The 25,542-nt window shown below is 67.1% G+C and carries 22 protein-coding genes; 8 read left to right on the top strand and 14 right to left on the bottom strand.

Translation table 11 applies throughout. The features are described from left to right. Nucleotides 1-510: 510 nt before the first annotated feature. Nucleotides 511-3,273: a DEAD/DEAH box helicase gene (locus ACXMDP_RS05110; RefSeq protein ID WP_457767202.1), complete on the bottom strand. Its 2,763-nt coding sequence runs from the start codon at nucleotides 3,271-3,273 to the stop codon at nucleotides 511-513. A gap of 155 nt (nucleotides 3,274-3,428) precedes the next feature. Between ACXMDP_RS05110 and ACXMDP_RS05105 the strand changes: the two genes are divergently transcribed. The 6 genes from ACXMDP_RS05105 (at nucleotide 3,429) to bioA (ending at nucleotide 8,311) form a co-directional block, all read left to right on the top strand. Continuing rightward, complete coding sequence (locus ACXMDP_RS05105; protein WP_259728864.1) at nucleotides 3,429-4,643, top strand: aminotransferase class I/II-fold pyridoxal phosphate-dependent enzyme; 1,215 nt, start codon at nucleotides 3,429-3,431, stop codon at nucleotides 4,641-4,643. Further along, a complete protein-coding gene (locus tag ACXMDP_RS05100) occupies nucleotides 4,640-5,332 on the top strand; it encodes an alpha/beta hydrolase (RefSeq protein WP_259728865.1) in 693 nt (230 codons plus the stop codon). The genes ACXMDP_RS05105 and ACXMDP_RS05100 overlap by 4 nt, the downstream gene beginning before the upstream one ends. Then, a complete protein-coding gene (locus ACXMDP_RS05095) occupies nucleotides 5,329-6,141 on the top strand; it encodes a methyltransferase domain-containing protein (RefSeq protein WP_259728866.1) in 813 nt (270 codons plus the stop codon). The genes ACXMDP_RS05100 and ACXMDP_RS05095 overlap by 4 nt, the downstream gene beginning before the upstream one ends. Before the next feature lie 63 nt (nucleotides 6,142-6,204). After that, complete coding sequence (gene bioD, locus ACXMDP_RS05090) at nucleotides 6,205-6,861, top strand: dethiobiotin synthase (protein WP_259728867.1); 657 nt, start codon at nucleotides 6,205-6,207, stop codon at nucleotides 6,859-6,861. A 9-nt stretch (nucleotides 6,862-6,870) separates the two neighbouring features. Continuing rightward, a complete protein-coding gene (locus ACXMDP_RS05085; RefSeq protein ID WP_259728868.1) occupies nucleotides 6,871-7,026 on the top strand; it encodes a hypothetical protein in 156 nt (51 codons plus the stop codon). Between the two features lie 19 nt (nucleotides 7,027-7,045). Then, nucleotides 7,046-8,311, top strand: a complete 1,266-nt coding sequence (gene bioA / locus ACXMDP_RS05080; protein ID WP_259728928.1) for an adenosylmethionine--8-amino-7-oxononanoate transaminase — start codon at nucleotides 7,046-7,048, stop codon at nucleotides 8,309-8,311. A 7-nt stretch (nucleotides 8,312-8,318) separates the two neighbouring features. Here the strand turns inward: bioA and ACXMDP_RS05075 are convergent, their stop codons facing one another. Both ACXMDP_RS05075 and ACXMDP_RS05070 read right to left on the bottom strand, forming a co-directional pair. Further along, entirely contained in the window at nucleotides 8,319-8,585 is a 267-nt protein-coding gene (locus tag ACXMDP_RS05075; RefSeq protein ID WP_094510223.1) for a DUF3143 domain-containing protein, read from the bottom strand. Next, the gene (locus ACXMDP_RS05070) at nucleotides 8,485-9,087 is read right to left on the bottom strand and encodes a J domain-containing protein (RefSeq protein WP_259728929.1); all 603 of its coding nucleotides are present in this window, start codon (nucleotides 9,085-9,087) and stop codon (nucleotides 8,485-8,487) included. The genes ACXMDP_RS05075 and ACXMDP_RS05070 overlap by 101 nt, the downstream gene beginning before the upstream one ends. A gap of 75 nt (nucleotides 9,088-9,162) precedes the next feature. Here ACXMDP_RS05070 and rsmG point away from each other — a divergent pair, with 75 nt between their 5' ends. Continuing rightward, nucleotides 9,163-9,921 carry a 16S rRNA (guanine(527)-N(7))-methyltransferase RsmG gene (gene rsmG, locus ACXMDP_RS05065; RefSeq protein ID WP_259728869.1) on the top strand — a complete coding sequence of 253 codons (759 nt, stop codon included), beginning with the start codon at nucleotides 9,163-9,165 and terminating at the stop codon, nucleotides 9,919-9,921. Here rsmG and ACXMDP_RS05060 read toward each other — a convergent pair. From ACXMDP_RS05060 to ACXMDP_RS05035, 6 genes are all read right to left on the bottom strand, one after another. Continuing rightward, nucleotides 9,918-11,132 carry an aldo/keto reductase gene (locus ACXMDP_RS05060; protein WP_259728870.1) on the bottom strand — a complete coding sequence of 405 codons (1,215 nt, stop codon included), beginning with the start codon at nucleotides 11,130-11,132 and terminating at the stop codon, nucleotides 9,918-9,920. The two genes, rsmG and ACXMDP_RS05060, sit on opposite strands and share 4 nt — an antisense overlap. A gap of 32 nt (nucleotides 11,133-11,164) precedes the next feature. After that, nucleotides 11,165-11,533, bottom strand: coding sequence for a ferredoxin (locus ACXMDP_RS05055; protein WP_255140986.1), 369 nt, complete (start codon nucleotides 11,531-11,533; stop codon nucleotides 11,165-11,167). Between the two features lie 88 nt (nucleotides 11,534-11,621). After that, entirely contained in the window at nucleotides 11,622-12,014 is a 393-nt protein-coding gene (locus ACXMDP_RS05050; RefSeq protein WP_094510220.1) for a DUF1257 domain-containing protein, read from the bottom strand. A gap of 27 nt (nucleotides 12,015-12,041) precedes the next feature. Next, the gene (locus ACXMDP_RS05045) at nucleotides 12,042-12,254 is read right to left on the bottom strand and encodes a DUF2997 domain-containing protein (protein ID WP_259728871.1); all 213 of its coding nucleotides are present in this window, start codon (nucleotides 12,252-12,254) and stop codon (nucleotides 12,042-12,044) included. 56 nt (nucleotides 12,255-12,310) lie between these two features. Continuing rightward, entirely contained in the window at nucleotides 12,311-13,126 is an 816-nt protein-coding gene (locus ACXMDP_RS05040) for a HEAT repeat domain-containing protein (protein WP_094510218.1), read from the bottom strand. 20 nt (nucleotides 13,127-13,146) lie between these two features. Then, nucleotides 13,147-13,272 carry a hypothetical protein gene (locus ACXMDP_RS05035; RefSeq protein WP_255099860.1) on the bottom strand — a complete coding sequence of 42 codons (126 nt, stop codon included), beginning with the start codon at nucleotides 13,270-13,272 and terminating at the stop codon, nucleotides 13,147-13,149. A gap of 63 nt (nucleotides 13,273-13,335) precedes the next feature. Here ACXMDP_RS05035 and ACXMDP_RS05030 point away from each other — a divergent pair, with 63 nt between their 5' ends. Next, nucleotides 13,336-14,622 carry an AmpG family muropeptide MFS transporter gene (locus ACXMDP_RS05030; RefSeq protein WP_259728872.1) on the top strand — a complete coding sequence of 429 codons (1,287 nt, stop codon included), beginning with the start codon at nucleotides 13,336-13,338 and terminating at the stop codon, nucleotides 14,620-14,622. A gap of 166 nt (nucleotides 14,623-14,788) precedes the next feature. Here ACXMDP_RS05030 and rlmN read toward each other — a convergent pair whose 3' ends face one another. The 5 genes from rlmN to rpoB all read right to left on the bottom strand — a co-directional run bounded on the left by rlmN (nucleotide 14,789) and on the right by rpoB (nucleotide 25,408). Continuing rightward, on the bottom strand, nucleotides 14,789-15,868 hold the full coding sequence (gene rlmN / locus ACXMDP_RS05025) for a 23S rRNA (adenine(2503)-C(2))-methyltransferase RlmN (protein WP_457767100.1): 1,080 nt from the start codon (nucleotides 15,866-15,868) through the stop codon (nucleotides 14,789-14,791). Continuing rightward, nucleotides 15,859-16,017 (bottom strand): chlorophyll a/b-binding protein, encoded by a 159-nt coding sequence (locus ACXMDP_RS05020; RefSeq protein WP_094510217.1) that lies wholly within the window; start codon nucleotides 16,015-16,017, stop codon nucleotides 15,859-15,861. The genes rlmN and ACXMDP_RS05020 overlap by 10 nt, the downstream gene beginning before the upstream one ends. Nucleotides 16,018-16,020: 3 nt before the next feature. After that, complete coding sequence (locus tag ACXMDP_RS05015) at nucleotides 16,021-20,091, bottom strand: DNA-directed RNA polymerase subunit beta' (protein ID WP_259728874.1); 4,071 nt, start codon at nucleotides 20,089-20,091, stop codon at nucleotides 16,021-16,023. 61 nt (nucleotides 20,092-20,152) lie between these two features. Further along, nucleotides 20,153-22,057: a DNA-directed RNA polymerase subunit gamma gene (locus tag ACXMDP_RS05010; RefSeq protein WP_094510215.1), complete on the bottom strand. Its 1,905-nt coding sequence runs from the start codon at nucleotides 22,055-22,057 to the stop codon at nucleotides 20,153-20,155. A gap of 54 nt (nucleotides 22,058-22,111) precedes the next feature. Continuing rightward, nucleotides 22,112-25,408, bottom strand: a complete 3,297-nt coding sequence (rpoB, locus tag ACXMDP_RS05005; RefSeq protein WP_094510214.1) for a DNA-directed RNA polymerase subunit beta — start codon at nucleotides 25,406-25,408, stop codon at nucleotides 22,112-22,114. Between the last annotated feature and the right edge of the window lie 134 nt (nucleotides 25,409-25,542).

Raw genomic sequence — 25,542 nt, 5'->3', positions numbered from 1 at the left:
TTCGGGGTCCACGTCACTTCCTCCATTTGTAGGGGGTGACCACATGAATGCACAGCTCCTGGGAAATCCTGACCACGCTTTGCCGGTGCGGCGGGATCATCCGTGTGGAGAGGTGTCATCTCTACTGGCAGAGAGGAGTCCTGTGGGTCGCTCAGATTGTTGGACGTTTTCTGATACGCCACCAGATCCATCTCCGCCAGAAACATCTCGCGACAGAGGCTTCGCCAAGCCCTCGACCACAGGAAGCGTGCGCGTCTTGGCAGTAATCTGATCAGAGTTACCGTAGGCGCAGACTTCCAAGAAGCGGATCCGGAGCTATTGCCACCGATTGAGCCCAGCTCTCATCTGCAATCACAAGGGGGATTTCGAACGAGTGCCTGGAATTTGCAGGTTCTCCCTAAGCACGTGTAGGCGATGGTCACGAAGCTGATCCCACAGAAGCTTATGATTGCCGTTGATCGAGATGAATGGAAGTCTTACCCACCCAGGCCACTATTCCACCCCTTTAGATCATTCATCTGTAAGCGATGGGGGAGAGGGTGCTGCTGGAATGGTGATGGCTGGATTGGGGGCTGCAGAGGCAGTGGCACCGGGTAGATCCTGAAGCTCACACACCGGGAAGCGGTTGATGGCATTCAATGCCTTTCGCGCCGTTGTTCTCAGTAGTTCACTGAGGGCTTCGGCGTAAGGCACCTGGGCGAGCAGATCCACCGTGCGGCGCAGGATGCGCACCACATCTCCCTCGTCCAGCGAGGTGTTGGCCATCACATCGACCCAGCTGGTACCGGACGCCCAGGCATGCACGAGGCCCATCAGCTCCGGCTCCCACCAGGCCGGAACCACCACAGCCGCCTTCTCCTGCTGACGCAACAATTCCCGCCGCAGGCCGCCAAGGTCGCGCAGAGCTTCCTCCGCCAGCGGTGGCGGGTCGTAGGCACTCCAGAGATCGGGGCGGTTCACCTCGGTGCTGATCGCTTCGAACACGGCGGCCAGCTCGGCCGGACTGAGTTCGTCGAGATGGCCGCTCATCAGTGACAGCCCGAGCCAGAGCTCGTTGTCGCCGCGCAGGGCCGCAACGGTGCGGCCCACCTCCGTGGGCACCAGACCATCCGGCCCCGCCAGCGCGCCGAAGAAGCGCAGGATCTCGATCAAGGACAGGAAGGTGTCCCAGTGACGGTTGGAGCGGTGATGGAGCAGCCGCTGCCGCTCCTCGATCTCCGCGTCCAGCTCCTCCATGCGGCGCCGCTGCTTCTTGAGCTGGCGGCGGTCACCCCAGGCGTGAGCAGGGTGACGCTCCAGCTCCGCTTCCAGCTGCTGCACCCGCAGGGCCTGATCGCGCACCTCACCGGCCAAGTCGTACTGGGGTGTGGTCATGTCGTGGCGGCGGGCCATCGATCCCACCGCCAGCGCCAGACCGCCACTGTGCTGATCGCCATGACGAAGCTCGCCAACGTGGCGCAGCTCCGGGGCCTCGATCGTGGTCACCTGCAGGCAGCTGAGCTCCGCATGCAGGCTCACGACCGCATTGCAGGGCACCAGGATCCAGATGTTGTCGTCAGTGAGGCAGAGCAGCAGCGGAAACTGACCGGGCCCCATGGGTTTCTCCACGATCACCGCCGGGGTGACCCGGCCCCTGAGCTGCGGGCACTTCAGGCTCACAAGCGTCCCTTCGCTGGCGAACTGCAGCGCCAATGTGAGCTCGTGGGCAAGGGTCTCCTCGGCCTGCTGCTGCAGGATGCGCAGCAGCCGGCGCTCCTCGCGCAGGTGGTCGCGTTGTTTCTCATAGGCCTCAAAGGCCTCCCAGGGGACGTCGTCGCCGAGACCCGTGAGCTGCTCCAGCTGCTGGCGCAGTTCAGCGATGCGGGCCTCGTCTTCTAACAGGTCGATGTTGGCGAGATAGCGGCCGAAGCTTCGCTCAACCAGCTGCCGGGCTTTGGCCAAGTCGTAGCGCTGCAGCAGGTTGAGCACCATGCCGTAGCTGGGCGTGAACTGGCTCACCAAGGGATCCGCGGGGCTGGTGGCCAGCGCCCCCGCCTCACGCACCCCCTCGAAACGGCTCTGCACCGTGACCACATAGCCCTGCACATCGAGGCCACGGCGGCCGGCCCGGCCCGCCATCTGCAGGAATTCGCTGCCCATCAGAGGTCGATGACCCCGCTCGGTGCGCTTGGAGAGCGCAGAAATCACCGTGGTGCGCGCCGGCATGTTGATGCCCGCCGCCAGGGTTTCGGTGGCGAAGACCACCTTCACCAGACCCTGCTGGAACAATTCCTCGATCAGCTCCTTCCAGGCCGGCAGCACGCCGGCGTGATGGGCGGCGATGCCGCGCAGCAGGGCCTCGGCATGGCCCCCCTCTCGCACGGCCTCCGGGGTAACGGCCACAAAGGCGTCGAGACGGCGGCGCACCACCTCCGCCTCCTGCGCGTTAAGCAGATTGCTGCGGCCAAGATCCCGCACGGCCTTGTCGCAGCCGCGGCGGCTGAAAATGAAGTAGATGGCCGGAAGCATCTCGCGCTCGGCCAGCTGGGCCACCACGAAAGGCAGCGGCGCTGGCTCCGGCTGGGGTGGCCGGGGTGTTTTGCCCTTGCGGCGATCGCCCTTGGGGGCACGCCACACCTTGCAGTTCGGGTGGAGCCCGGTGCCCTCGTCGTTGAGCAGCGGATGGAGGCCCTTGGCGCTGCAAAAGCTGAAGGCCAGCGGCACGGGCCGGTGGTCGCTCATCACAAGCGTGGTCGGACCGTGCACCCGCTCGATCCAGTCAGTGAGCTGGCCCGCGTTGGCCACCGTGGCCGACAAGGCCACCAGCTGGACCGCCGGTGGACAGTGGATAATCGACTCCTCCCAGACTGTGCCGCGCTGGCTGTCATTCATGTAGTGGCACTCATCAAGCACCACCGCCTCCACGTCAGCGAGCGGATCGTCGCCCCGATCCACCTCCGCATAGAGCATGTTGCGGAAGATCTCCGTGGTCATCACCACGATCGCCGCTTCCCGGTTCACACTCAGATCGCCGGTCATCAGGCCGACGCGCTCCTCGCCGAACTGCTGGCGGAAATCGCGCAGCTTCTGATTGGAGAGGGCCTTGAGCGGCGTCGTGTAGAAAACGCGCTGCCCGTGGGCCAGCGCCCGATGGATGGCGTATTCGCCCACCAGGGTTTTACCGGAGCCAGTGGGGGCACTCACCACCACCGAATGCCCCTGGTTGAGAGCGTCGATCGCTTCCAGCTGGAAGGGATCGAGCGGGAACGGGAACAGCTCCTCCACCGGAGACACAGGCTTCGGCTCGTGGTGGGGCTCCGGAACAGGCACCGCGGGGGGAACCGTCGTCGCAGCGGACGGAGCGTCGGTACCGGCAGTGAGCATGCAGAGATTCTATGAGCCCCGGCGCGGCTGGGCAGACTGGTGGGCCCCGTGGCCCCCAGTGGGTGGTGAACGTGCTCCCGGCCGGCGATCCTGCCGATCCCCTCAGCTCCCTGTGGCCATCCCTCAGCCGCGTCCCCCCCGACCGGCGCCGGCGGCTGCGCAGCTTTGCCACCACGGCCGGCGGCGGGCTGAAGGCCGTGGTGGGCGCCGGTGAGGCGGCAGCGCCACTGCTGGACCTGGCCAGCAACGACTATCTGGGCTTCAGCCATCACCCCCTTCTGCAGCAGGCAGCCTGCGACGCCATCGCCAGAGACGGCACCGGCTCCGGCGCCTCTCCCCTGGTGACGGGCACCCGGCCGGTGCACACCCTGCTGGCCGAAACCCTCGCCAACTGGCTCGGGCGTGGGCAGGTGCTGCTGTTCCCCAGCGGATTTCAGGCCAATCTGGCGGCTGTGCTCGCCCTCACAGGGCGGCACGGGGTGGTGCTGGCGGACCGGCTGATCCATCACTCGCTGCTGCTGGGGGTGCAGGCCAGCGGCGCCCGCTTGCTGCGGTTCCGCCACAACGACAGCGCAGACCTTGAACGGCGGCTGATCCAGCAACGGACAGCGGAGCCCCAGCGCCCGACGCTGGTGATCACCGAGAGCCTGTTCAGCATGGAGGGCACCAGCCCGGATCTGGCGGCCATCGCCCGCATCTGCCGGCAGCAGAGGTCGAGGCTATTGGTGGATGAAGCGCACGGGCTCGGCGTGTTGGGGCCGGGCGGACGGGGCCTGGCCCATGGCCTGGCAGGGGTGAGCCTGGTGAGCGGCACCTTCGGCAAGGCCTTCGGCAGTGGCGGCGCCTTTCTGGCGGCTGATGCCCCCCTGGCCGACTGGCTGCTGCAGAGCTCAGGCGCTTTCCGCTACTCCACGGCCTTAGCGCCCTGCCTAGCGGCGGCTGCCCTGGCGGCCCTGGAGCTGCTGCAGCAGGATCCCGGCCTGGGGCAGACCCTGCTGACCCGGGCGGAGCGCTGGCGCTGCGGCCTGGCCGCAGCAGGCTGGCAGCGCCCGGAAGGGACCGGGCCGGTGCTGCCGTTGCTGGTGGGCAATGACGGGGCCGCCCTGGCGCTGCAGGCACAGCTGGAGCGGGCCGGTCTGCTCAGCGTGGCGATCCGCCCGCCCACGGTGCCTGAGGGCACCTCCCGCTTGCGGCTGGTGCTGAGCCGCAGCCTGCCCACCGGCACGCTGGCGCGGTTGCTGGCCGCCCTCGGCACGCCGGTGGCCGGTGTCGGCCGATGAGCGGGCAACTGCTGGCGATGCATGGCTGGGCCGGCGACAGCCGGGCCTGGGAGCCGTGGCGGGCGGCTGCCGAGCCACGCGGCTGGAGCTGGCACTGCGGCGAACGGGGCTACGGGCCGCTGCTGCCCCGGATCCCCGCCTGGGAGAACGGATCGCCCCCCGGCAGGCGCGGTGTGCTTGTCCATTCACTCGGGCTGCACTTACTGCCTCCAGCCGTGCTGGCCTCCGCCGATGCGGTGGTGCTGCTGGCGAGCTTCGCGGCCTTCGTGCCGTCAGGGAGGGAAGGCCGCCCCCTGCGCGCTGCCCTGGCCGGCATGGAAGCGCGGCTGGCCGGCGGGCAGGCCGCGGACCTGCTGGCGGACTTCCTTCGCCAGGCGGCAGCACCCGATCCCGCCGACCTGCTGCCACCGGGCCCGGGGAGCGAGCCACTGACGGCAGCGGGCATCGAGCGCCTGCGCAGCGATCTGGACCTGCTGGGGCGGGTCGACAGGCTGCCGGCAGCGTTTCCACCCGCGGCCCGGGTGCTGCTGGTGGAAGCCGAGGATGACCGGATTGTCGCCGCCGCCAGCCGGGCCGCCCTGCGGCGGGGTCTGCCCGCGGCCACCGTCTGGCAGATCGCCGGAGCGGGCCACAGCCTGCTGCGCGCGCCCCTGATCGAGCCGGTGCTCAGCTGGCTGGAGGCGCCATGACCCTGCAGGAGCAGGTGCGCAAGGCGTTCGGCCGCCACGCCGGTACCTATGAGCAACGGGCCAGCCTGCAGCGGGCGGTGGCCTGGCGGCTGGCCCGCCACTGCCGCGAGCTGCCGTTGGTTGCCGGCCCCTGCGCCGACCTCGGCGCCGGTAGCGGCCTGCTGAGCAGGGCGGTGCAGCAACTGCGGCCGTCACTTCAGCCCCTGCGCCTCGACCTCTGCGCCGAGCTGCTGCACCAAGGTGCAAGGGACGGGGGGGAATCGCTGCTGTGGGACCTCAACACCGGCCTGCCGCCCCAGCTGGAGAACGCCTCGTTGCTGGTGTCGAGCTTTGCGTTGCAGTGGCTCGAGTGCCCGCAGGATCAGCTGGAGCACTGGTGCCGCCGCCTGGCCCCGGGCGGCTGGCTGGTGCTGGCGGTGCCCACGGCCGGCAGCTTCCCCCAGTGGCTCCAGGCGGCGGCGGGGGCGCGGGGGCCCTGCAGCGCCCTGCCGCTGCCCGATGCCGGCGCCTTGGTGCATGGCGCCCAGCGCCACCTGAAGCTCAAGGCACAGCGGCGCCTGCGCTTCAGCCGCTTCGCGCCGACGGCGCTCACCTTTCTGCGGCAGATCCAGGCGCTCGGTGCCGGCAGCACGCCTGCGGCGCCACTCACACCCGGCCAGTGGCGCCGGCTGGAGGCCGCCTGGCCGGCGGAGCCCGCCCTGAGCCCAGCCGGCCGGCCGCGCAAGCTCCTCACCTGGGAGGTGCTGGTACTGATCGGTCAGCGGCCCGTTCCCAGCCCGTGGCGCCACGCTGGCACTGTGGCGTCATGAAGCAACCCCGGCAGGAGGCAGCAAGCTCATGCACCAGCAGCATCTGAACGAGGCAGCACGTTCATGAAGCAGCAACTGATCGTCTGCGGCACGGACACCGACGTGGGCAAGACGGTGGTCAGCGCCCTGCTGACCCTGGGGCTGGGCGCCCACTACTGGAAGCCGGTGCAGTGCGGGCTCGAGGGCGGCGGCGACCGTGACCGGGTGGGCCGGATGCTGGGGCTGACCGCCGCGCAGATCGAGCAGCGATTACTGCCGGAGGCCTACCGCTTCGCCGCGCCGGTCTCGCCCCACTGGGCTGCCGAGCTGGAAGGGGAGCATCTCGAGCGGGAGCGGCTGGATCTTCCCGCCGTGGACGGACCGTTGGTGGTGGAAACGGCCGGCGGGCTGCTGGTGCCCCTGCGCCGTGACCTGATGCAGATCGATCAGATCCAGCGCTGGGGGTTGCCGGTGGTGCTGGTGGCCCGCAGCGGACTGGGCACCCTCAACCACACCCTGCTGTCGGTGGAGGCGCTGCGGAGCCGCCAGATCCCCCTGCTGGGCCTCGTGCTCAACGGCCCCCCGCATGCCGACAATCCCGGCACCTTGGGCGAGCTGAGCGGTGCGCCGCTGCTGGGCTGCCTGCCGCCGCTGCCGCTGCTGGGGGCCGCCGCGCTGGCCGAGGCCTGGGAGACCAGCGGCCTCAGCAGCGCCCTCAGCAGCGCCCTCGGCGCCCCGTAACCTTGGCGCATGACCCGAAAGCACGCGCTGGTCAGCACTGTGGTGGCAGCGACCTGCACCGCCGTGCTGGTGATCTTCACCGACATCGAGATCTCGGTGGTGCGGTGGGTGAACTGCGGCCCCCTGGCCGCCGAAGGTGAGCGCGAAGCCCGCCGCTGCCGGTGAAGGCCGCCGTTCCTGCCCGATGAGCTGGCATCCCCATCTCTGGCATCCGACCACCCAGGTGGCCACGAGCGAGCCGCCGCTGCGGGCTGTGCGCGGCCGGGGCGCCCTGCTGGAACTCGATGACGGCCGCCAGCTGATCGACGCGATCAGTAGCTGGTGGGTGACCCTGCACGGGCATGCCGAGCCCACGATCGCGGCAGCGGTAGCCAGCCAGGTGGCGGAGCTGGAGCAGGTGATCTTCGCCAACTTCAGCCATCCCCAGGCCGAGCAGCTGGCCACAAGCCTCAGCGCCGCCAGCGGGCTGGAGCGGCTGTTCTTCTCCGATGACGGCTCCACGGCCGTGGAGGTGGCCCTGAAGATCGCCTGGCAGTGGTGGCTGAATCGTGGCGAGGACCGCCCGCAGTGGATCGCCTTTGACGGGGCCTACCACGGCGACACCTTCGGGGCGATGGCGATGGGGGAGCGGTCCCTGTTTTCGGCGCCCTTCGACCCGCTGCTCTGCCCGGTGGCGCGGGCCCCCTGGCCCTCCACCTGGTGGCACGATCCGCTGGTGGCAGAGAAGGAAGAGGCAGCGTTGCAGGCGCTCGAAAGCCTTCTGGAGCGTCCCACGGCGGCGGTGATCCTGGAGCCGCTCGTGCAGGGGGCCAGCGGCATGGCGATGGTGCGTCCCGGCTTTCTCCAGGCGGTGGAGCAGCGGGTGCGCCAGGCGGGCGCCCTGCTGATCGCCGACGAGGTGATGACCGGCTTCGGCCGCACCGGCGCGCTGTTCGCCTGCCGCAAGGCGGGGATCCGCCCCGACCTGGTGGCGCTCTCCAAAGGCCTCACCGGAGGCTTCCTGCCGATGGGGGTGACCCTGGCCAGCGAGCAGCTTTACCAGGGGTTCATCAGCGGGGACCCCACCCACACCTTCTTCCACGGCCACAGCTTCACGGCCAACCCGCTGGGCTGCGCCGCGGCCAACGCCAGCCTGGCCCTGCTGGCCGGAGCTCCGGAGCGGTATGCGGGCTTCGAAGCGCGGCACCGGCCGCATCTCGAAGCGCTCGCCGCCGATCCGCGCGTGGAGCGGCCGCGCCTGTGCGGCACCATCGCCGCCTTCGACCTCAAGGTGGCCGACCCCGGCTACCTGAACCGCAGCGGGCGGGTGCTGCAGCGCCTGGCGCTGGAACGGGGCGTGTTCATCAGGCCCCTGGGGCAGGTGGTCTATCTGCTGCCGCCCCTGTGCCTCACTGACGACCAGCTGGCCCACTGCTACGCCGTGATCCAGGAGGGTCTGGCCGCCCTGTGAGCGCGGCTCAGGGCCCGGCCAGGATCGCTGATTCCACATCGGCGCGGGTGAGGCCATAGGGAAACAGCCGCACCGTGCTGCGCCCGTCCTGGTGCCAGGTCACGCGGATGTCCTCGACCGCGAACTCGATCAAGGCACTCCAGTGCGGCTGATGAAGATCCCAGGAGCTGCGGTCACTGCGGCTGGGGCTCGCTCCCAGCTGCCGCAGCCATTGCTCCAGGGCCGGCAACGGATGGTTGTAGAGGGGCGTCTGAAGCGGAGGCAGGGCGTTCATCCCCAGCGGTATCACCGGATGGAGGGGCAGTCTGCACGGACACGGGCAACACCAGCAGATCAACTCCACGCCACCAGGCCAGACCAATCCCCAGCACCAGGCTGCACACCAGGGCGGCACCGAGCAGCACCAGCGCGAACCACTCACCGCCCGAAAGCGCCCGGCGTGCGGAGAGGGCGCGCTGCCCAGCGGGAACCCCCAGGCCGGGGGCGGCGGGGGCGGCCGTGGCCTGCTGGAGCGCTGCGGCTTTCTGCAGCTGCAGCAGCCGCAGCTGCCGGTCGTAGGCGTGGCGACTGTCGGGGTCGCTGAGGGTGGTGTAGGCCGTCTGCAGGCGCTGAAACTGCTGCTCTGCTTCCGCAGCCGGCAGAGTGGTGGTGTCGGGGTGGTAAAGCTTGCTCAAGGTGCGGAACGCCAGGCGCAGCTCCTGAGCCGTCGCCGTGGTCGACAGACGCAGCAACTGGTAGTGGGTCTGCCCCCCTCCTGGACGTTCGCCTGCAGCCACCAAGCCCGCACCGGGTCTGCGAGATCCTAGAGATCTCAGTCGGTTCTGCCGGCGCGGATGGTGACCTCCTAGGGAATGAACGCTCCGCTCGATCCCCCCAGCCCCCCGGTACAGGCCAGAGACCTGACGTCGATCTGGCCCGCACTCGGCTGGCAGCCCGACGCGGCGCAGTTGGGCGCACTCGAAGCGCTGCAGCAGGAGCTGCGCCAGTGGAATGGCCGCCTCAACCTCACCCGGCTGGTGGAGGGCGACGACTACTGGATCGCCCAGGTGTTCGACAGCCTCTGGCCCTGGCGCTCCCTGCTATGTAGCCCGGCGGCGCCGCTGCAGCTGGTGGACGTGGGCACCGGCGGCGGCTTCCCCGGCCTGGTGCTGGCGATCGCCCTGCCCCAGGCGCGGCTCACCCTGGTGGATTCGGTGGGCCGCAAGGCGGCGGCCGTACAGGCGATGGCCGCCGCGCTGGATCTGGGCGAGCGGGTGGTGGTGCGGTGCGAGCGGGCGGAGCTCACAGGCCACAGCCGTGATTGCCGCGGCCGCTTCGACTGGGCCCTGGCCCGCGCCGTGGCCGCGGCGCCGGTGGTGGCCGAATATCTGGTGCCGCTGCTCGGGCCCGGGGGCCAGGCGCTGCTCTACCGGGGCCAGTGGGGCGCCGAAGACCAGCAGGCCATGGAGCGGGCCGTGCTGCCCCTGCGGGCCGAGCTGCGGCGGGTGGAGCGGCAGGAGCTGCCGTCAGGCCGTGGTGTGCGCCATGCCGTGGTGGTGGCTTCCACTGGACCGTGCCCCAGGCTCTACCCCCGTCCCGTGGGCGTACCCGCCAAGCTGCCGCTGGGCTAGGCGGCCGCCTCCCCGGCCATCAGCCGCTGGTGCGGGGTACCTCCGAGCCGACGCCGCAGTCGGCGCAGCAGCTCGGGGATCTGGGCGGCCCAGGGGCTGGCCCGGAGAGCCGCCAACAACGCCGCCTCGCTCACCTCGGCATCGAGGGCATCGGCATTGGCACCGGGGAACCAGTGCCCCCCCTGCCCCAGCAGGCCGTAGCGAGCGCGGCCGAAGCTCTCGAGGTCCCAGGCTTCCAGCAGGTTGTACAGCCAGAGCAGCACCGGCACGTTGATGCCACCGGGGGTGTCGCTCCAGTCGGGCAGCCCCTCCTGCCAGCTGGCCAGCCAGGCAGCGCCGAGCGCATCGAGCCGCGCTTGTTCCAGCCGCTCCAGCACCGGCGGCAGCAGCTGATCAGCCTCGGGGAGCCGCTGCACAGCCTCCAGGTGCAGGTCGAGGTCCTGGGGGCAGGCCGCTCCGACGCTGAGTGTGTGCACGTCGGCGTTGGCGAGGCAGAAAAGATCGTTGAACACGATCGGATGCAGTGGCGCGCACAGCTCACACAGCCGCTCCGAGGGGCTGTGCAGGTGCCCCCCCTTGTCGGTGGGGCTGATCAGGAACACGCCCATGTCGTGGCGGCGGGCGGCCTCGATCGCCGCGCTGTTCTGCTGGCGGATGAAATACCAGTGCAGGTTGATGTAATCGAAGGCATCACTTTCGATCGCCTCCAGGATCAGCGGCAGCGGAGCATGGGTGGAGAAGCCGACAGAGCCGAGCCTGCCGTCGCGCTGCCAGCGGCGCACCACCTCCAGGCAGCCGCCCGGGCGCAGGGTCTGCTGCAGGTGCTCCGGCAGGTTGACGCCATGGATGGCCAGCAGATCGAGCCGCTCCACCTGGAGCCGCGCACAGCTGAGTTCCAGCTCAGCATCGAAGGCGGCGGGATCCTCGTGCGGCGGCACCTTGGTCTGGAGGATGCGCTGCGGATCCGGCGTGGGCCCCAGCAGCCAGCCCAGCTGCCGTTCAGAGGTGCCGTAGTGGCGCGCCGTTTCGATGTGATGCAGGCCATGGGCGCGGGCCCGCTCCAGGGTGGCCGCCACATTCGCCTGGCTGGCCGGGGTGATCTGGTCGCCGGGAAGGTCGCTCCAGCTCTGCTGGTAGCGCATGCCGCCGAGGGAAAGCACCGGCATGGGCAGACCGGTGCGGCCGAAACGGCGCGTGGGGATGGGCGGCATCACCGGTGCTGCTGCGGGACGGGTGGGGAGATTCAGGGCCGCGGCAGGGTGCGCTTGACCCGTGCCGCGCAGGGCAGGCCCAGAGGGTGAAGCTCCTGCTGGCGCAGTTGCTCCTCCAGCGCCGGGATCTCCTCGTAGGCCACCCAGTGAATGCAGTCGACCGGGCAGGTATCGATCGCTTCTTGAATCGTCTCGGTGCTATCACCGTCCTGACGGATCGCACGTGAGCGTCCCCACAGGGGCTCCACCAGAAAGGTGTTGCCGGCCACGTGGGCGCAGTAACGGCAGCCGATGCAAACGGCCTCGTCGACCCAGACGGCCCGCTGACGCAGACGCCCGCCCAGCAGCGGTTCACGCCCGGTGGGCACAGGGCGTGCCGTGGCCGCGGCCGTGAAAGCCAGCGAAGGATCAGCAGCTGCAGCAGCGCCCGGGACTGCAGCAAAGCTGGTGGCTGCCGTGGCGGACTGGGGCCGGTCAGGCGGCACGGACTCAGGCGTCCCAGCGGGACACGACCAACTCGATGCTGCCGTCGACGGCCTGGGTCTGCTCCGTGACCTGGAAGCCTTCCGCTGCCGAAGCGGCAAGAATGGAACGGAGTGCGTAGCGCTGGGTGACCTGGGCCAGGAAGCGCTCCACAGGCACGGGCTGCTTCCACAGATCGAGGTCGGTCACCAGCTCGTAGCTGTTGCTGGTGGCATTCCAGCGGAAGCCGATGTCGCCGCCACCACTTTGCGCCACGCAAAGGTCGGCGAGGACGGTCTGGCCGCGATAGCCGCGCACCGGACGCTCGCTCGGATCGGGCTCATGGCCGAGATCACGCAGGGCGCCGAGAAGGGCCTCACGGTCGCGGAGCTCGGTCTTGACGGTGCTGAAGTGCGACATCGAAACAGGGGGCGAACGGTGAAGGGTTCAGGCGGAACGCTGCTCGACCGGCAAAGCCGCCGAGGAGGTCTGGATCTGGCTCTGGAAGGCTTCCGCCGTGCTGCTGCGTTGCTGAACGCTGCCGAGGCTGGATTCGATCCGCTCGGTCAGCTGCTGGCAACCCTCACCACGAAATCCATGGACCAGCTCCTCGACGGTGCCGTCGGGCCGGATGCGAAATCGGATGGTGTGCTGAGCCATCCTGCGGCAGAAAGCGTGGCCGGATGCTAGCCGGATCGATCAAACCGTGCGGCGCTTCAGTTCAGCAGGCCCTCATCGACCAGTGTCTGCAACCGTTCCAGCACGGAGGGATCCTCCAGTTGCTCCAGGGCCACGCGGGCCTCGTCGCGCACGGTGGCGTCGTTGTCGTTCAGCAACACGTCCACAAGCACACCCACCAGCTCCGACTGGCGTGGGGGGACGAGATGGTCGTACAGGCGGCCGAGTGACCAGGCGCTGTTGCTGCGCACCACCGGCTCGCTGTCGATCCGCAGACTCAGCAGCAGCTGGGCAGCCGCCTGATCCGCCTTGGCCGCTCCCGTGCTGCCGGCGTCAGCCAGCGACCCGGCTGCCCAAAGGCGCACAGCGGCGATGTCGAGCTGAAGCGCCCGGATCAAGGGGTTGAGCACCGGCGCTTCCGGGTAATTGCCCAGACTCCAGGCCACCGCCTTGCGCACGTAACCGTTGGCATCGTCCTGAAGGAGGGCCAGCAAGGGCTCCACCGCCCGCGGATCGGGGTTGCGTCCGAGGGCGTACACCGCGCTCATCCGCAGGATCGGGCAGGTGGAAGCCAGCAGCGGCAGCAGCCGTGGCACGGCGCGAGGATCGCGGTGTTCGCAGAAGATGCGCAGCCCCTGCATGCACTGGTCGTGGCTGCCGGCCAGCAGCTCCAGGCCCAGATCGCACTCAGCGGCGATGTCGCCTTGGCCAGGCTCGAGCGTGTCGATGGCATCGAGCGGATCGAGAGCCAGTTCCTGAGCCAGCTCGCCGGCCAGCAGCTCCGGATCGAACGCCAGTTCCGCCGGGCTCCTTGAGAACGGCGGCACGGATTCGCTGCTGGCTTCGTCTTCCATGGGCACCAGACTGCCCCTCCTCATCCAATCGGCGCAGGCGCTGCCATGTCGCCGGGAAGCCAGATCCTCGCACTCACGGCGAACAGGGCCAGGCCGAAGAGCAGCACGATTCCGGCCGGCAGCAGGGTGGAGCGAAAGAACGACACGGAAAGTCCTGGTGGTGTTGGCATTCTGAAGGCATAGGGTTCGCCCAGTCGTGAACGGGACCCTTGCCGCCTGTTTCCAGCCCTGCCCCCACCATTCCGTCCTGGCGCCGGCTTGTGGCCGTGGCGGCCGCCGGTGTGGCCAGCGGTGCTCCCTACATGGTGGGCAGCCGCCTGCTGCAGGGCTGGCTGAGCGCCAGCCAGGTACCGCTGGGGTTGATCGGCCTGATTCCCCTGGCCGAATTGCCCTACACCTTGAAGCTGTTCTGGGCGCCGCTGCTGGATCGCTGGCCGATCCCCTGGCCCGACCGGCGCCGGGGCTGGTTGGTGCTGCTGCAGCTGGTGCTGGTGGTGGTCACCGCCGCGATGGCGCTGCTGCGGCCGAGCACCGACGCCACCAGCCTCGCCGCCATCGGCGTGATGGCGCTGGTGCTGGCGATCTGTAGCGCCACCCAGGACATCGCCGTGGATGCTTACCGGACCGACCTGCTGTCGGAACTGGAGCGGGGGCCCGGTGCGGCCGCCGCCTCGCTGGGCTACCGGGCGGCGATGCTGGCAGTGGGGGCAGGGGGATTCCTGCTGGCAGGGCGCTTCGGCTGGCCGGCGGCCTTTCTCGGCTCGGCGGTGCTGATCGCCGCCATGCTGCCGTTCACCCTGACGGCACCGCGGCTGCCCGCCATCGACCATCCGGTCACCAGCCTGCGCCAGGCGGTGCTGGGCCCAGCCCGGGAATTCCTGCGGCGCAGCGGCCCGAACCGCTCCTGGCAACTGCTGCTGCTGGTGCTGCTCTACCGCTGGCCGGATGGCCTGCTGAGCGCCATGGCGATCCCGTTCCTGACCAGCCAGGGCTTCAGCCCCGCCGACATCGGCCTGGTGCAAGGCGGCTGGGCGGTGGCCGCCACGATGGCGGGCACGGTGCTGGGGGGCGTGCTGTTCAGCCGGCTGGGCATGAACCGCTCCCTGTGGCTGTTCGCCGTCGCCGGGGCGCTAGGCAATCTCAGCTACTGGGCACTCGCCCAGTTCGGCGGCGGGCTGGCAGGGCTGATCACGGTGGTGAGCCTGGAGAATCTCTCCGGCGGGATGGTGGGCGCGGTGTTCGTGGCCCTGCTGATGAGCCTCTGCAACCCGCGCTTCTCCGCCACCCAGTACGCCCTGTTCTCCGGCGTCTACGCCATGAGCCGCTCGGTGCTGGCGGCACCCGCCGGGCTCGTGGCCGAGCGGGCGGGATGGGGACCGTTCTTCCTGTTCACCGTGGCGGCAGCGCTGCCAGCCTTCCTGCTGATGCTTCAGCTCACGCCCTGGAGCGAAGCGGAAGCCCGCGGGGCGTTCGATCCCTCCCGCGATGCCACCTGACGGGTGACCCACGGTCGTTGTTGGCTGGGGGTGAGAGCGGCCCTGATCCAGCGGCTTCAGCGTGCCTGGGTGAGGCCGTCTGCAAAAGACGCGCTGGCATGCCGTACAACGGCGGCGCGCCTGTCTCATCCACGCGCCACAGCGGCGTGGCCTCAGGGGAAAGGCCTCAGCCGGTCGGTGCCAACCGTCGCCGCAGTTGCCCGCAAGCGGCGTCCTGATCCAACCCCCGACTGGCCCTGACGCTCACGGCCACATGGCGGTCCTGGAGGGCACGCCGGAAGGCCTCGACCCGCTCCAGGCTGGGGCGTTGGAACTGCTCTTCCTCAATCGGGTTGTAAGGGATCAGATTCACGTGGCTCTGGAAACCGCGCAGCAGCTGGGCCAGGGCCACTGCCTGACGCGGGTGGTCGTTGAGCCCGCCCAGGAGGATGTACTCGAAGCTCACACGCCGACCGGTCAGAGCCACGTAGCGGCGGCAATCGTCCAACAGCCGTTCGAGTGGGTAGGCGCGGGCCGTGGGAATCAGCTGCTCCCGCAGCGACTGATCAGGCGCATGCAGGCTTACCGCCAGGGTGAACTGGGCGCGGCCGAGCCGTTCGAGGGCCCGCTCGGCCAGCTGCGGCAAGGTCTGGGCGACCCCAACGGTGCTCAGGGTGATCTGGCGCTGGGCCATGCCGAGATCAGTGCACAGGCAGTCGATCGCGCCGAGCACGGCCTCGATGTTGAGCAGCGGCTCACCCATGCCCATGAACACCACATGGCTGGGGCGCTCCCCCATCACCTCGCGCACCGTGAGCACCTGATCAACGATTTCATGCACCGCCAGGGAGCGATCAAGGCCGGCCTTGCCTGTGGCGCAGAAGCGGCAGGCCATCGGGCAGCCCACCTGGCTGGAGACGCAGACCGTGAGCCGGTCACGGCTGGGGATGCCGACGGTCTCGAGGCTCAGCCCATCGGCGGTGGCCAACAACAGTTTGGTGGTGCCGTCGCTGGCCACGCTGCGAATCAATTCGCGCGAACGGCCGATCGGATCGGCCTGCTCGACGTCGGGATTGCCGCCGAGCCGCTCACGCCAGAGCTTCGGCAGCACGGTGACATCGGCAAAGCGCCGGGCGCCCTTCGCGTAGATCCACTCGTGAAGTTGGCCGCCGCGGAAGGCGGGCTGGCCCTGGGCCACCGCCCAGGCTTCCAGGGCCTCAAGCTTGAGGCCCAGCAAGGGAACTGTGGGAGGAGCCGTCAGGGCCACACCAGCAGGCCATGACCCAGCTTCCACTCCACGGCCAGCAGGGCGATGAAGCCAAGCATGGCGAGGCGGCCGTTCAGCAGCTCGGTGTGGTGGTGGAAGCCGAAGCGCGGCAGGCGGCGCTGCGGGACGATCGGGGGTTGGAGAACCATGGATCAGTCGTCGCTCAGGAGACCTTCTTCCAGCAATCCTTCCACGGCGGCTGGATCAGGAATCAGCTCCTCTTCCAGACCTTCCTCGACACTGGGCCGGGCGAAGGCGGCAAAGGTGCTGGCCGTGGCTTCGATGCCCCGCTTGCTGCGCACCGCATCGAGCTCGTCCTCGGAGGGGTCATCGAGCACCGCGGGGGCGGCGACAGCCGTGGCGGCCGGCATCTCCACGGTGTAATCGGGACGCAGGTTGGCCACGCGGCGGTAACCGCCGGACTCCTCATCAAGAATGTCGGGATGGGGGCCAGCTTCGCTGCGCAGCTCTTCCTCGAAACCACCGAAGCCAGTACCGGCGGGGATGAGCCGACCAATGATGACGTTCTCCTTGAGCCCGCGCAGCCAGTCGCTCTTGCCTTCGATCGCTGCTTCGGTCAGCACCCTGGTGGTTTCCTGGAAGCTGGCGGCAGAGATGAAGCTGTCGGTGTTGAGCGACGCCTTGGTGATACCCAGCAGCACTGGTGTGAACTCCGCGGGAGCACCACCGGTGATCGCCATCGCCTGGTTCACCTGCTCCACCTGGCGCAGTTCGATCAGTTCGCCCGGCAGCAGGGTGGTGTCACCGGCATCTTCGATGCGCACCTTGCTGGTCATCTGACGGACGATGACTTCGATGTGCTTGTCGTCGATGGTGACGCCCTGGGATTTGTACACGTTCTGCACTTCCTGCACCATGCGGAACTGAAGCTTGGAGATGGCTTCCTGAGCCGCTTCCATCGAAGGCTTGCGGGAACGCAGATCCTCGAAGTAGCACTCGAGCAGTTCGTGTGGGTTGATCGGGCCGTCGGTGAGCATCTCACCGGCACTCACCTGCTGCGCGTCGTTGACCATGGCATTGCGGCCATGGGAGAGCTGGTAGTCGGTCTGGGCGTCGTCGGATTCGATCACCGTCACCGTCACAGTGTCGTCGTCTTCGCCCTGCTTGATCTGCACCGTGCCCGACCTGCGCGAGAGCACCGCTGATTCACGTGGACGGCGGGCTTCGAGCAGTTCTTCGATGCGGGGCAGACCCTGAACGATGTCACCCGTTTTCTGGCGCTCAAACACCAGCAGCGCCAGAGCATCACCGCGCTGCACCAGTTCACCGTCGCGGACGTGCAGGACCGAATCGGGGGACACCATGTAGGGGCGGCCGAGACGGATCGTGATCGTGCTGCCGCTGATCGCCTCCACCTGGCCGCAGCAGTCGGCGCGGATGCCTTCGGCGAGGAGCTCACCATCGACGAGGCGCTGACCGACCGTGACTGCGATCGCGGCCGAGCCGCAGTCGACGTCTTTGGTGTCGTGAGCACGCTCGACGATCAGACGGCGGACGGGCTCCCCATCCACCGGGTCAGGCAGCTGAACCAGGCCGTTCTCCTTGCAGAGGATCTGGGTGGTGGCGACCACGTCGCCGCTCTTGACGGCCACGCCGTCCTCAACCTGGAGCTTGGTGTGGGTGGAGCCGTGGCTGGCGTCGGAGAGGGTGTCGCGGCGCACGAGCAGGGTTTCGAGAATCACCAGCTGCAGGCGTTCGATCGTCTTGGCACGTTTGTCGGGCACCACTTCCACATCCACCGTCATCTGGGGGGTGGTGTCGAAGGTTTCAAGAATCAACTGGGTGCGCAGCAGTTCTACGCCCTCCACCGACTTGATCACCTCACCGTCTTTGTAGGTGAGACGCTGGGTGGCTTTGAGACCGAGCGACGGTCCGCCGTTCTGCTTGATGGTACCCAGTTCAGGAAGGTGGGCCTGATCGGGAATGGTGTATTCCTCCACCGGACGCAGCAGCAGCGCTCCTCCTTCGGGAGTATCCACTGCCTCGACATACACCATCGCCTCGGTGACAAGGCCCGGAGCGATTTCCTCCCCAGGATTGTGCAGCTTGCCTTCATCGGCGTAGCGGCCCAGCACCTTGCTGTCCGAGACAAGGTGGAGAGTGCCGGAGCGAACGATGATCTCGCGAAGGATGTCGTTCTTCTGGGTGACGGTGACGATGCCAGCGATCTGGCTGAAGATGTCCTTGACGACTTCAGTGCCGGCTTCAATCCACTGGCCGTCCTCAATCATCAACAGGGAGATGTCCTTGTTGATCTCATGGGTTTCGGTGGGAATCCACAGCAGGGTGCCGCCTTTGGACACCTCGTAGCCGTTCTTGGCCGACCGGGCCTTCTTGATCGAGAGGCCGGGGGCGTACTTCACCATGCCGCCCGTCTGGGTACGGAAGCGGTCATCTGCCAGCTCGGCAATCACTTCGCCGGTGCCGATCTTGCTGCCAGGGTGGGTGCGCACCACGTAGCGGGAATTGTCCTTGCCTTCCAGGTGCCAGGTTTCCCCCGAATGGGTGGATTCATGCACCAGCTTGCAATCCTTGAGGGTGAGGCTCGCGGTGACGATCTGCACTTCACGCGAATCGCCCGCCGATTCCCGCAGGCGCACAGCACCACCGTGCTCACTGACGAGCCGGCTCTCGGCGAGCACATCGCCGGTGGTGACGGGCTTGTTGCCGGCCACCACGGGCTGGGCATTGGGAGGAAGGTTGTACACATCGCCGGCCAGCACCCACATCCGGCCCAGGCGCTGAGCCTTGAGGGTGATGTTGCCCTGGCGGTCGGTGACTTCCCGAGGTTGGATCACGTCCTCATAGCGCACCTGCCCGGCCAGGTCACAGATCACGTCTTTGGTTCCCTTCTCCACGCTCTTCTTGACGGACGTGCCGGCCGAGATCTGGGCCAGGACCGTGTCCGCCGGGATCGATTGGCCGTTGGAGACGAACAGGATGGAGCCGCTAGTGACATCCACCTTCTGCACCTTGCCCTTGGCACTCGGAATCACCGAAAGGGTGAAATCGGTTTCGGCGATCTGAGCCTCCACGCCATGGGGCGTGCGGTGCTGACGCACCCGGGCCTTGGGGCCGAATTCCGCCACCCCTTCCAGCAGCGAGCGCACCACGCCAGTTTCGGCCGTGGACACACCACCAGTGTGGAAGGTGCGCATGGTGAGCTGGGTGCCGGGCTCACCGATCGACTGAGCAGCGATGATGCCGACGGCTTCACCCAGATCCACCAGCTGGTTGTGGGCCAGAGCCCAGCCGTAGCACTTGCGGCAAACCGAACGGGCGGCCTCACAGGTGAGCGGAGAGCGCACCAGCACGGTGCGCACACCGGCGGCTTCGATCAGCGCCGTGATCGGCTTATCGATTTCGCCATCACGCTCGACCAGCACCTCGCCGGAGGAAGCCACCACGGGCTCCGCGGCCAGGCGGCCGACCAGCTTGGCCTGGAAACGGCCCTTTTCATCGGCCTGAATGGGGATGCCGCGGGTGGTGCCGCAGTCGTCTTCCCGCACGATCACGTCCTGGGCCACGTCCACCAGACGGCGGGTGAGGTAGCCGGAGTCGGCGGTACGCAGAGCCGTGTCCACCAGACCCTTGCGGGCGCCGTAGGACGAGATCACGTACTCGGTGACCGTGAGCCCTTCGCGGAAGTTGGTGCGGATCGGCAGGTCAATGATCTCCCCCTGAGGGTTGGCCATCAGGCCGCGCATGCCCACCAACTGCCGCACCTGGGACATGTTGCCCCGGGCGCCGGAGTTGGCCATCATCCAGACGGAGTTGAGCGGGTCGTTGTCGTTGAAGTTCTTCTTGACTTCCTCGACCAGACGCTCGTTTGTTTCGGTCCAGGTGTCGATCACCTTGGTATGGCGCTCCACCTCGGTGATTTCGCCGAGCCGATAGCGTTCTTCGGTATCGGTGATCTGCTGCTCGGCTTCCTCGAGGAGGCGCACCTTCTGAACCGGAATCCGCAGATCTTCCACCGAGATCGACACGGCCGCCTGAGTGGCGTAGTGGAAGCCAAGGTCCTTCAGCTCATCCGCCATCGAGGCGGTGGCCGCTGTGCCGTGGTGCTTATAGGCCCACGCCACCAGGTTGCGCAACGCCTTCTTGTTGATCTCCTTGTTGATGAAGCGGGGGGCTTCTTTGGTCAGGGGAGCGTTGCGGCGACCCTGATCGGACGTGGAGGTGGAAGGTGTGCTGGTCATGGGGGGGCGCGGAGGAAGGCGGGTGGAGGAGGGCAGAAACAACTCGGGCGGAACTGAGCCTTCAGACGGCGGCCACCGCATCGATGATGGTGACGTTCATCACGACGCGGCCGACAGTGGTGAGCAGGTAGCGGCTGATGAGAGCACCGTCTTCATCGAAGCGGTCGCGGCGGTATTTCCATTGCTCGATGCGGGTGCCATCGCTGAGCGTTTCCTGCTTGAGGGGAACATCACTTTCGTCCTCGTCGTCGATCTCACCGGAGAAGCGAACCCACACCCAGTTGTGCAGGGCGAGGTGCTTCTCATCGAAGGCATTGAGCACATCGGCCAGGCCAGCGAAGGTGCGGCTCCTGTCACCGAAGGCCGGCTTCGCCTCATTGCGATCGAGAGCCGTGAGGTAGTAGATGCCCAGCACCATGTCCTGGGAGGGGGTGATGATCGGCTCGCCGGTGGCCGGCGAGAGGATGTTGTTGCTGGCCAGCATCAACATGCGAGCCTCCGTCTGAGCTTCGATCGCCAGTGGCACGTGCACGGCCATCTGGTCACCGTCGAAGTCGGCGTTGAACGCAGGGCACACCAGCGGGTGCAGCTGGATGGCGCGACCATCCACCAGCTTGGGCTCGAACGCCTGAATGCCGAGACGGTGCAGCGTGGGGGCCCGGTTCAGCAGGATCGGGTGACCTTCAATCACCTCCTGAAGCACCTGCATCACTTCGTCGTCGGCGCGCTGAATCAGCTTCTTGGCCGCCTTGATGTTATTGACGATGTTCTGACGGATCAGCCGGTGGATCACGAACGGCTGGAACAGCTCGATCGCCATCTCCTTGGGCAGACCGCACTGATGCATCTTCAGCTTGGGGCCCACCACGATCACGGACCGGCCGGAATAGTCGACCCGTTTGCCCAGCAGGTTCTGGCGGAAGCGCCCCTGCTTGCCCTCAATGATGTCGCTGAGGGACTTGAGCGGCCTGTTGTTGGCGCCCACCACGGTGCGGCCCCTGCGGCCGTTGTCGATCAGGGCATCGACAGCCTCCTGCAGCATCCGCTTTTCGTTGCGGACGATGATCTCGGGAGCCAGGATCTCCTGCAGCCGCGCCAGGCGGTTGTTGCGGTTGATGACCCGGCGGTAGAGATCGTTGAGGTCGGAGGTGGCGAAACGGCCACCATCGAGCTGCACCATCGGGCGCAGATCCGGCGGAATCACGGGGATGGCATCAAGCACCATCCACTCCGGCCGGGCATTGGTGGCGATGAAGTTGTCGATCACCCGCAGGCGCTTGATCAGCTTGGCCCGCTTCTGACCCTTGCTGCCGGCGATGTCCTCGCGGAGCTGTTCAGCGATCTCGGTGAGGTTGAGGTCGACAAGCAGCTGCTTGAGAGCTTCCGCACCGATGCCCACGATGGGCTCGTTCTCGATCTCCGAGTCCTCGGCGTAGATCTGATCCTCGATCTCCAGCCACTCATCTTCCGTGAGCAGTTGCTTGTAGGTGAGGTCCTTGTGGTCGCCCTTTTCGAGCACCACGTAGCAGTTGAAATAAACGATCTGCTCCACATCCCGCAGGGGCATGTCCAGCAGGATCGCCACGTAGCTGGGGATCCCCTTCAGATACCAAACGTGCGACACCGGAGCCGCCAGCTTGATGAAGCCCATGCGGTGACGACGCACCCGGCTCTCGGTGACCTCCACCCCGCAGCGCTCACAGACGATGCCGCGGTGGCGCACCCGCTTGTACTTGCCGCAATGGCACTCCCAATCCTTGGAAGGGCCGAAGATCTTTTCGCAGAACAGCCCGTCCATCTCGGGCTTGAGCGTGCGGTAGTTGATCGTCTCAGGCTTGGTGACCTCACCGACCACCTGACCGTTCGGCAGGGTGCGTTGCCCCCACTGCATGATCCGCTCGGGGGAGGCGAGCGTGATCTTGACGTAGTCGAAGTGGTTTTCGGTGCGGAGGTTGCTGTTGGTCATGGCCGGGGTGTCGCGCGGACGTCAAGGAGTACGGAACGGATCAGGCGTGGATCTTCAGTCGTCGTCGAAATCCGCGACGCCGAGCGACTCGTAGGTGGGCCGGTTGGGGGTGCTGCGGCGAGGATTGACGTCCTGCATGAGGTCAACCTCGACGCCTTCGTCGGTGTACACCGCGATGTCCAGACCCAGGGACTGGAGCTCGCGCATCAGCACCTTGAACGACTCAGGTGTGCCGGGGCGAGGGATGGGCTTGCCCTTGACGATGGCGTTGAGCGCCTCGTTGCGGCCCTGCATGTCGTCGGACTTGACGGTGAGCAGCTCCTGCAGCGTGTACGCGGCGCCGTAGGCCTCCAGGGCCCAGACCTCCATTTCCCCGAGCCGCTGGCCGCCCTGTTGGGCTTTGCCGCCGAGAGGCTGCTGGGTGACGAGCGAGTAAGGGCCGGTGGAGCGGGCGTGGATCTTGTCGTCGACAAGGTGCACCAGCTTGAGGATGTGGGCATAGCCCACGGTGACCGGTTGGTCGAACTTCTCGCCGGTGCGACCGTCGATCAGCTGGATCTTGCCGGGGTTCTCGGGGTCATAGACCCAGTCTTTGCCGGGTTGATTGGCAGCTTCTTCGAGGTACTTCTGCACGGTGTTCTTGGAGGTTTCATCCCCGTGCATCTCATCGAAGGGCACCACCTTCACGCGGCAACCCAGGTGGGAGGAAGCCCAGCCCATCAGGCACTCGAACACCTGGCCGACGTTCATCCGGGAGGGCACACCCAGCGGGTTCAGCACGATGTCGATGGGGGAACCATCGGGAAGGTAGGGCATGTCTTCACGGGGAAGAATGCGGCTGATGATGCCCTTGTTGCCGTGGCGACCGGCCATCTTGTCGCCCACCTGAATCTTGCGGCGCTGGGCCACATAGACGCGCACCACCATGTTCGCGCCCGGCGGCAGTTCATCGCCCTGCTCGCGGGTGTAGATGCGCACGTCCACCACGCGGCCCCGTTCGGTGTTGGGCACCCTCAGAGAGTTGTCGCGCACATCGCGAGCCTTCTCACCGAAGATCGCACGCAGCAGCTTCTCTTCCGGCGGCTGATCGGATTCCCCTTTGGGCGTGACCTTGCCGACGAGGATGTCACCCGATTCGACATAAGCGCCGATACGGATGATGCCCATTTCATCGAGATTACCGAGGCTCTCTTCCGCCACATTGGGGATTTCCCGCGTGATCTCCTCGGGTCCGAGCTTGGTCTGGCGGGCTTCGATCTCGTACTTCTCGATGTGCACCGAGGTGTAGAGGTCGTCCTGCACGAGCCGTTCGCTCACCAGGATGGCGTCTTCGTAGTTGTAGCCCTCCCAGGGCATGTAGGCGATCAGCACGTTCTGGCCCAGGGCAATCTCACCCCCCTCGCAGGCAGATCCATTGGCCAGCACCTGGCCGGCGATCACCGCATCACCCTGCTTGACGATCGGGCGCTGGTTCAAGCAGGTGTCCTGGTTGGAGCGCTGGTACTTCTGCAGCAGGTGGGGATGGTCGACACCGTCGACATCGCGGATCACGATCGCCGTGGCATCCACGAAGGTGACCACACCGTTGACACGGGTGATCGGCACCATGCCGGAGTCGCGCGCGACCTGGGTTTCCAGACCAGTGCCCACCAGCGGCCGCTCGGGCCGGAGCAGGGGGACCGCCTGACGCTGCATGTTCGAGCCCATCAGGGCACGGTTGGCGTCGTCGTGCTCCAGGAAGGGGATCAAGGAGGTGGCCACCGAAATCACCTGCACCGGCGACAGCTGGACGTAGTCCACCTGGGTGGGAGGAACGGTTTCGAAATCCTGGCGGTAGCGGACCGGAACCAGTTCGGCCTGAATGCGTCCCTCGGCGTCGGTGGCCACGTCGCCAGGAGCAACGCGACACTCGTCTTCGAGGTCGGCCGAGAGATAGATCGGGTCGCCCTGCTTCAGGACGATGCCATCCTCAACGCGCCAGAAGGGAGTTTCGATGAAGCCGTATTCGTTAACCCGCGCGTGGGTGGCGAGCGAGCCGATCAGACCGGCGTTCGGCCCTTCCGGCGTCTCGATCGGGCAGATGCGGCCGTAGTGGGAGGGGTGAATGTCACGCACGGCGAAGCCGGCGCGCTCCCGCGTGAGGCCCCCAGGGCCGAGGGCGCTGATGCGGCGTTTGTGGGTGAGCTCGGCCAGAGGATTGGTCTGGTCCATGAACTGGCTGAGCTGGCTGGAGCCGAAGAACTCCTTGATCGCCGCCACCAGGGGCTTGGGGTTCACCAGCTGAGCCGGGGTGAGCGACTCGGTCTCACCGACGGTCATGCGCTCCTTGATGATCCGCTCCAGCCGGTTGAGGCCGACGCGCACCTGGTTCTGGAGCAGCTCGCCCACCGAGCGGACACGGCGATTGCCGAGGTGATCGATGTCGTCGACTTCGTAGCCGGGCTGTCCGAGCTGCAGGCCGATCAGGTAGTCAAGGGTGGAGAGCAACTCCTCCTTGGTGAGCACCCGGGTTTCGTCGGGAACCGTGAGCCGGAGCTTCTTGTTGATCTTGTAACGGCCGACCCGGCCGAGGTCGTAGCGCTTGGCATCGAAGAAGCGGGAATCCAGCAACTGCTGGCCACCGCTTACCGACGGGGGCTCGCCTGGACGCAGCTTCTTGTAGAGCTCCAGCAGAGCCTGATCCTGGGAGGTGATCAGCTCGACGTTGGTGGCTGTTTCGATCGTCTTGCGGTAATAGTCGGGGTGCCGCAGTTTGTCGAGCACGTCGACGTCTGAGAGGCCCATGGCCCGCATCAGCACGTGAGCGTTGATCTTGCGGGTCTTGTCGACCCGGACGTGCATGAGCTCGTTCTTATCGGTTTCAAACTTCAGCCAGGCACCGCGGTTGGGGATGACACTGGCGTTGTAGGTCTTGCGACCGGTCTTGGGGTCGGGCTCTTCCTTGAAGTAGACGCCGGGGCTGCGCACGATCTGGTTGACGATCACGCGCTCAGCGCCGTTGATGATGAAGGTGCCGCGCTCGGTCATCAGCGGCAGCTCACCGATGAAGACCTCCTGCTCCTTGATCTCACCGGTTTCCTTGTTGACCAGCCTGCAGGTGACATACATCTGCGAGGCGAACGTGGCGTCACGACGCTTGGCGTCTTCCACATCGTGGCGGGGGCGCTTCAGCCGGTATTGATCGCCGACGAAATGCAGCTCAAGCTTTCCCGTGTAGTCGGTGATCGGGGAGAAGCTGTCGAGCTCCTCGATCAGCCCTTTCTCCAGGAACCATTTGAAGCTCGCCCTCTGTACCTCCACGAGATCGGGCAGGTAAGTGGCGGTCTTGGCGACCTGGATCGCGCTGCTCATGCGGGGACCTGCAGTACGGAGGGGGAGGAGTGACCTGGAACGGGGGCGTCAGCGGCTTGAAATGCCCTGGGGGGCTCAAGACAAGGGGGAATGAGCCGCCTGCGCGCTGGAAACGGGCGGATCAGGCGGGTGGG

The sequence above is a fragment of the Cyanobium sp. ULC065 genome, assembly GCF_977927515.1.
This window is presented reverse-complemented; position numbering and strand designations above follow the sequence as displayed.

Coding starts and splice junctions, on each gene's coding strand:
- ACXMDP_RS05060 (WP_259728870.1), bottom strand. CDS start 11,132: ATGCCGCCCATCCCCACGCGCCGTTTCGGCCGCACCGGTCTGCCCATG.
- ACXMDP_RS05085 (WP_259728868.1), top strand. CDS start 6,871: ATGACCCGAAAGCACGCGCTGGTCAGCACTGTGGTGGCAGCGACCTGC.
- ACXMDP_RS05020 (WP_094510217.1), bottom strand. CDS start 16,017: ATGGTTCTCCAACCCCCGATCGTCCCGCAGCGCCGCCTGCCGCGCTTC.
- bioD (WP_259728867.1), top strand. CDS start 6,205: ATGAAGCAGCAACTGATCGTCTGCGGCACGGACACCGACGTGGGCAAG.
- ACXMDP_RS05015 (WP_259728874.1), bottom strand. CDS start 20,091: ATGACCAGCACACCTTCCACCTCCACGTCCGATCAGGGTCGCCGCAAC.
- ACXMDP_RS05010 (WP_094510215.1), bottom strand. CDS start 22,057: ATGACCAACAGCAACCTCCGCACCGAAAACCACTTCGACTACGTCAAG.
- rsmG (WP_259728869.1), top strand. CDS start 9,163: ATGAACGCTCCGCTCGATCCCCCCAGCCCCCCGGTACAGGCCAGAGAC.
- ACXMDP_RS05095 (WP_259728866.1), top strand. CDS start 5,329: ATGACCCTGCAGGAGCAGGTGCGCAAGGCGTTCGGCCGCCACGCCGGT.
- bioA (WP_259728928.1), top strand. CDS start 7,046: ATGAGCTGGCATCCCCATCTCTGGCATCCGACCACCCAGGTGGCCACG.
- ACXMDP_RS05050 (WP_094510220.1), bottom strand. CDS start 12,014: ATGTCGCACTTCAGCACCGTCAAGACCGAGCTCCGCGACCGTGAGGCC.
- rpoB (WP_094510214.1), bottom strand. CDS start 25,408: ATGAGCAGCGCGATCCAGGTCGCCAAGACCGCCACTTACCTGCCCGAT.
- ACXMDP_RS05075 (WP_094510223.1), bottom strand. CDS start 8,585: ATGAACGCCCTGCCTCCGCTTCAGACGCCCCTCTACAACCATCCGTTG.
- ACXMDP_RS05040 (WP_094510218.1), bottom strand. CDS start 13,126: ATGGAAGACGAAGCCAGCAGCGAATCCGTGCCGCCGTTCTCAAGGAGC.
- ACXMDP_RS05045 (WP_259728871.1), bottom strand. CDS start 12,254: ATGGCTCAGCACACCATCCGATTTCGCATCCGGCCCGACGGCACCGTC.
- ACXMDP_RS05100 (WP_259728865.1), top strand. CDS start 4,640: ATGAGCGGGCAACTGCTGGCGATGCATGGCTGGGCCGGCGACAGCCGG.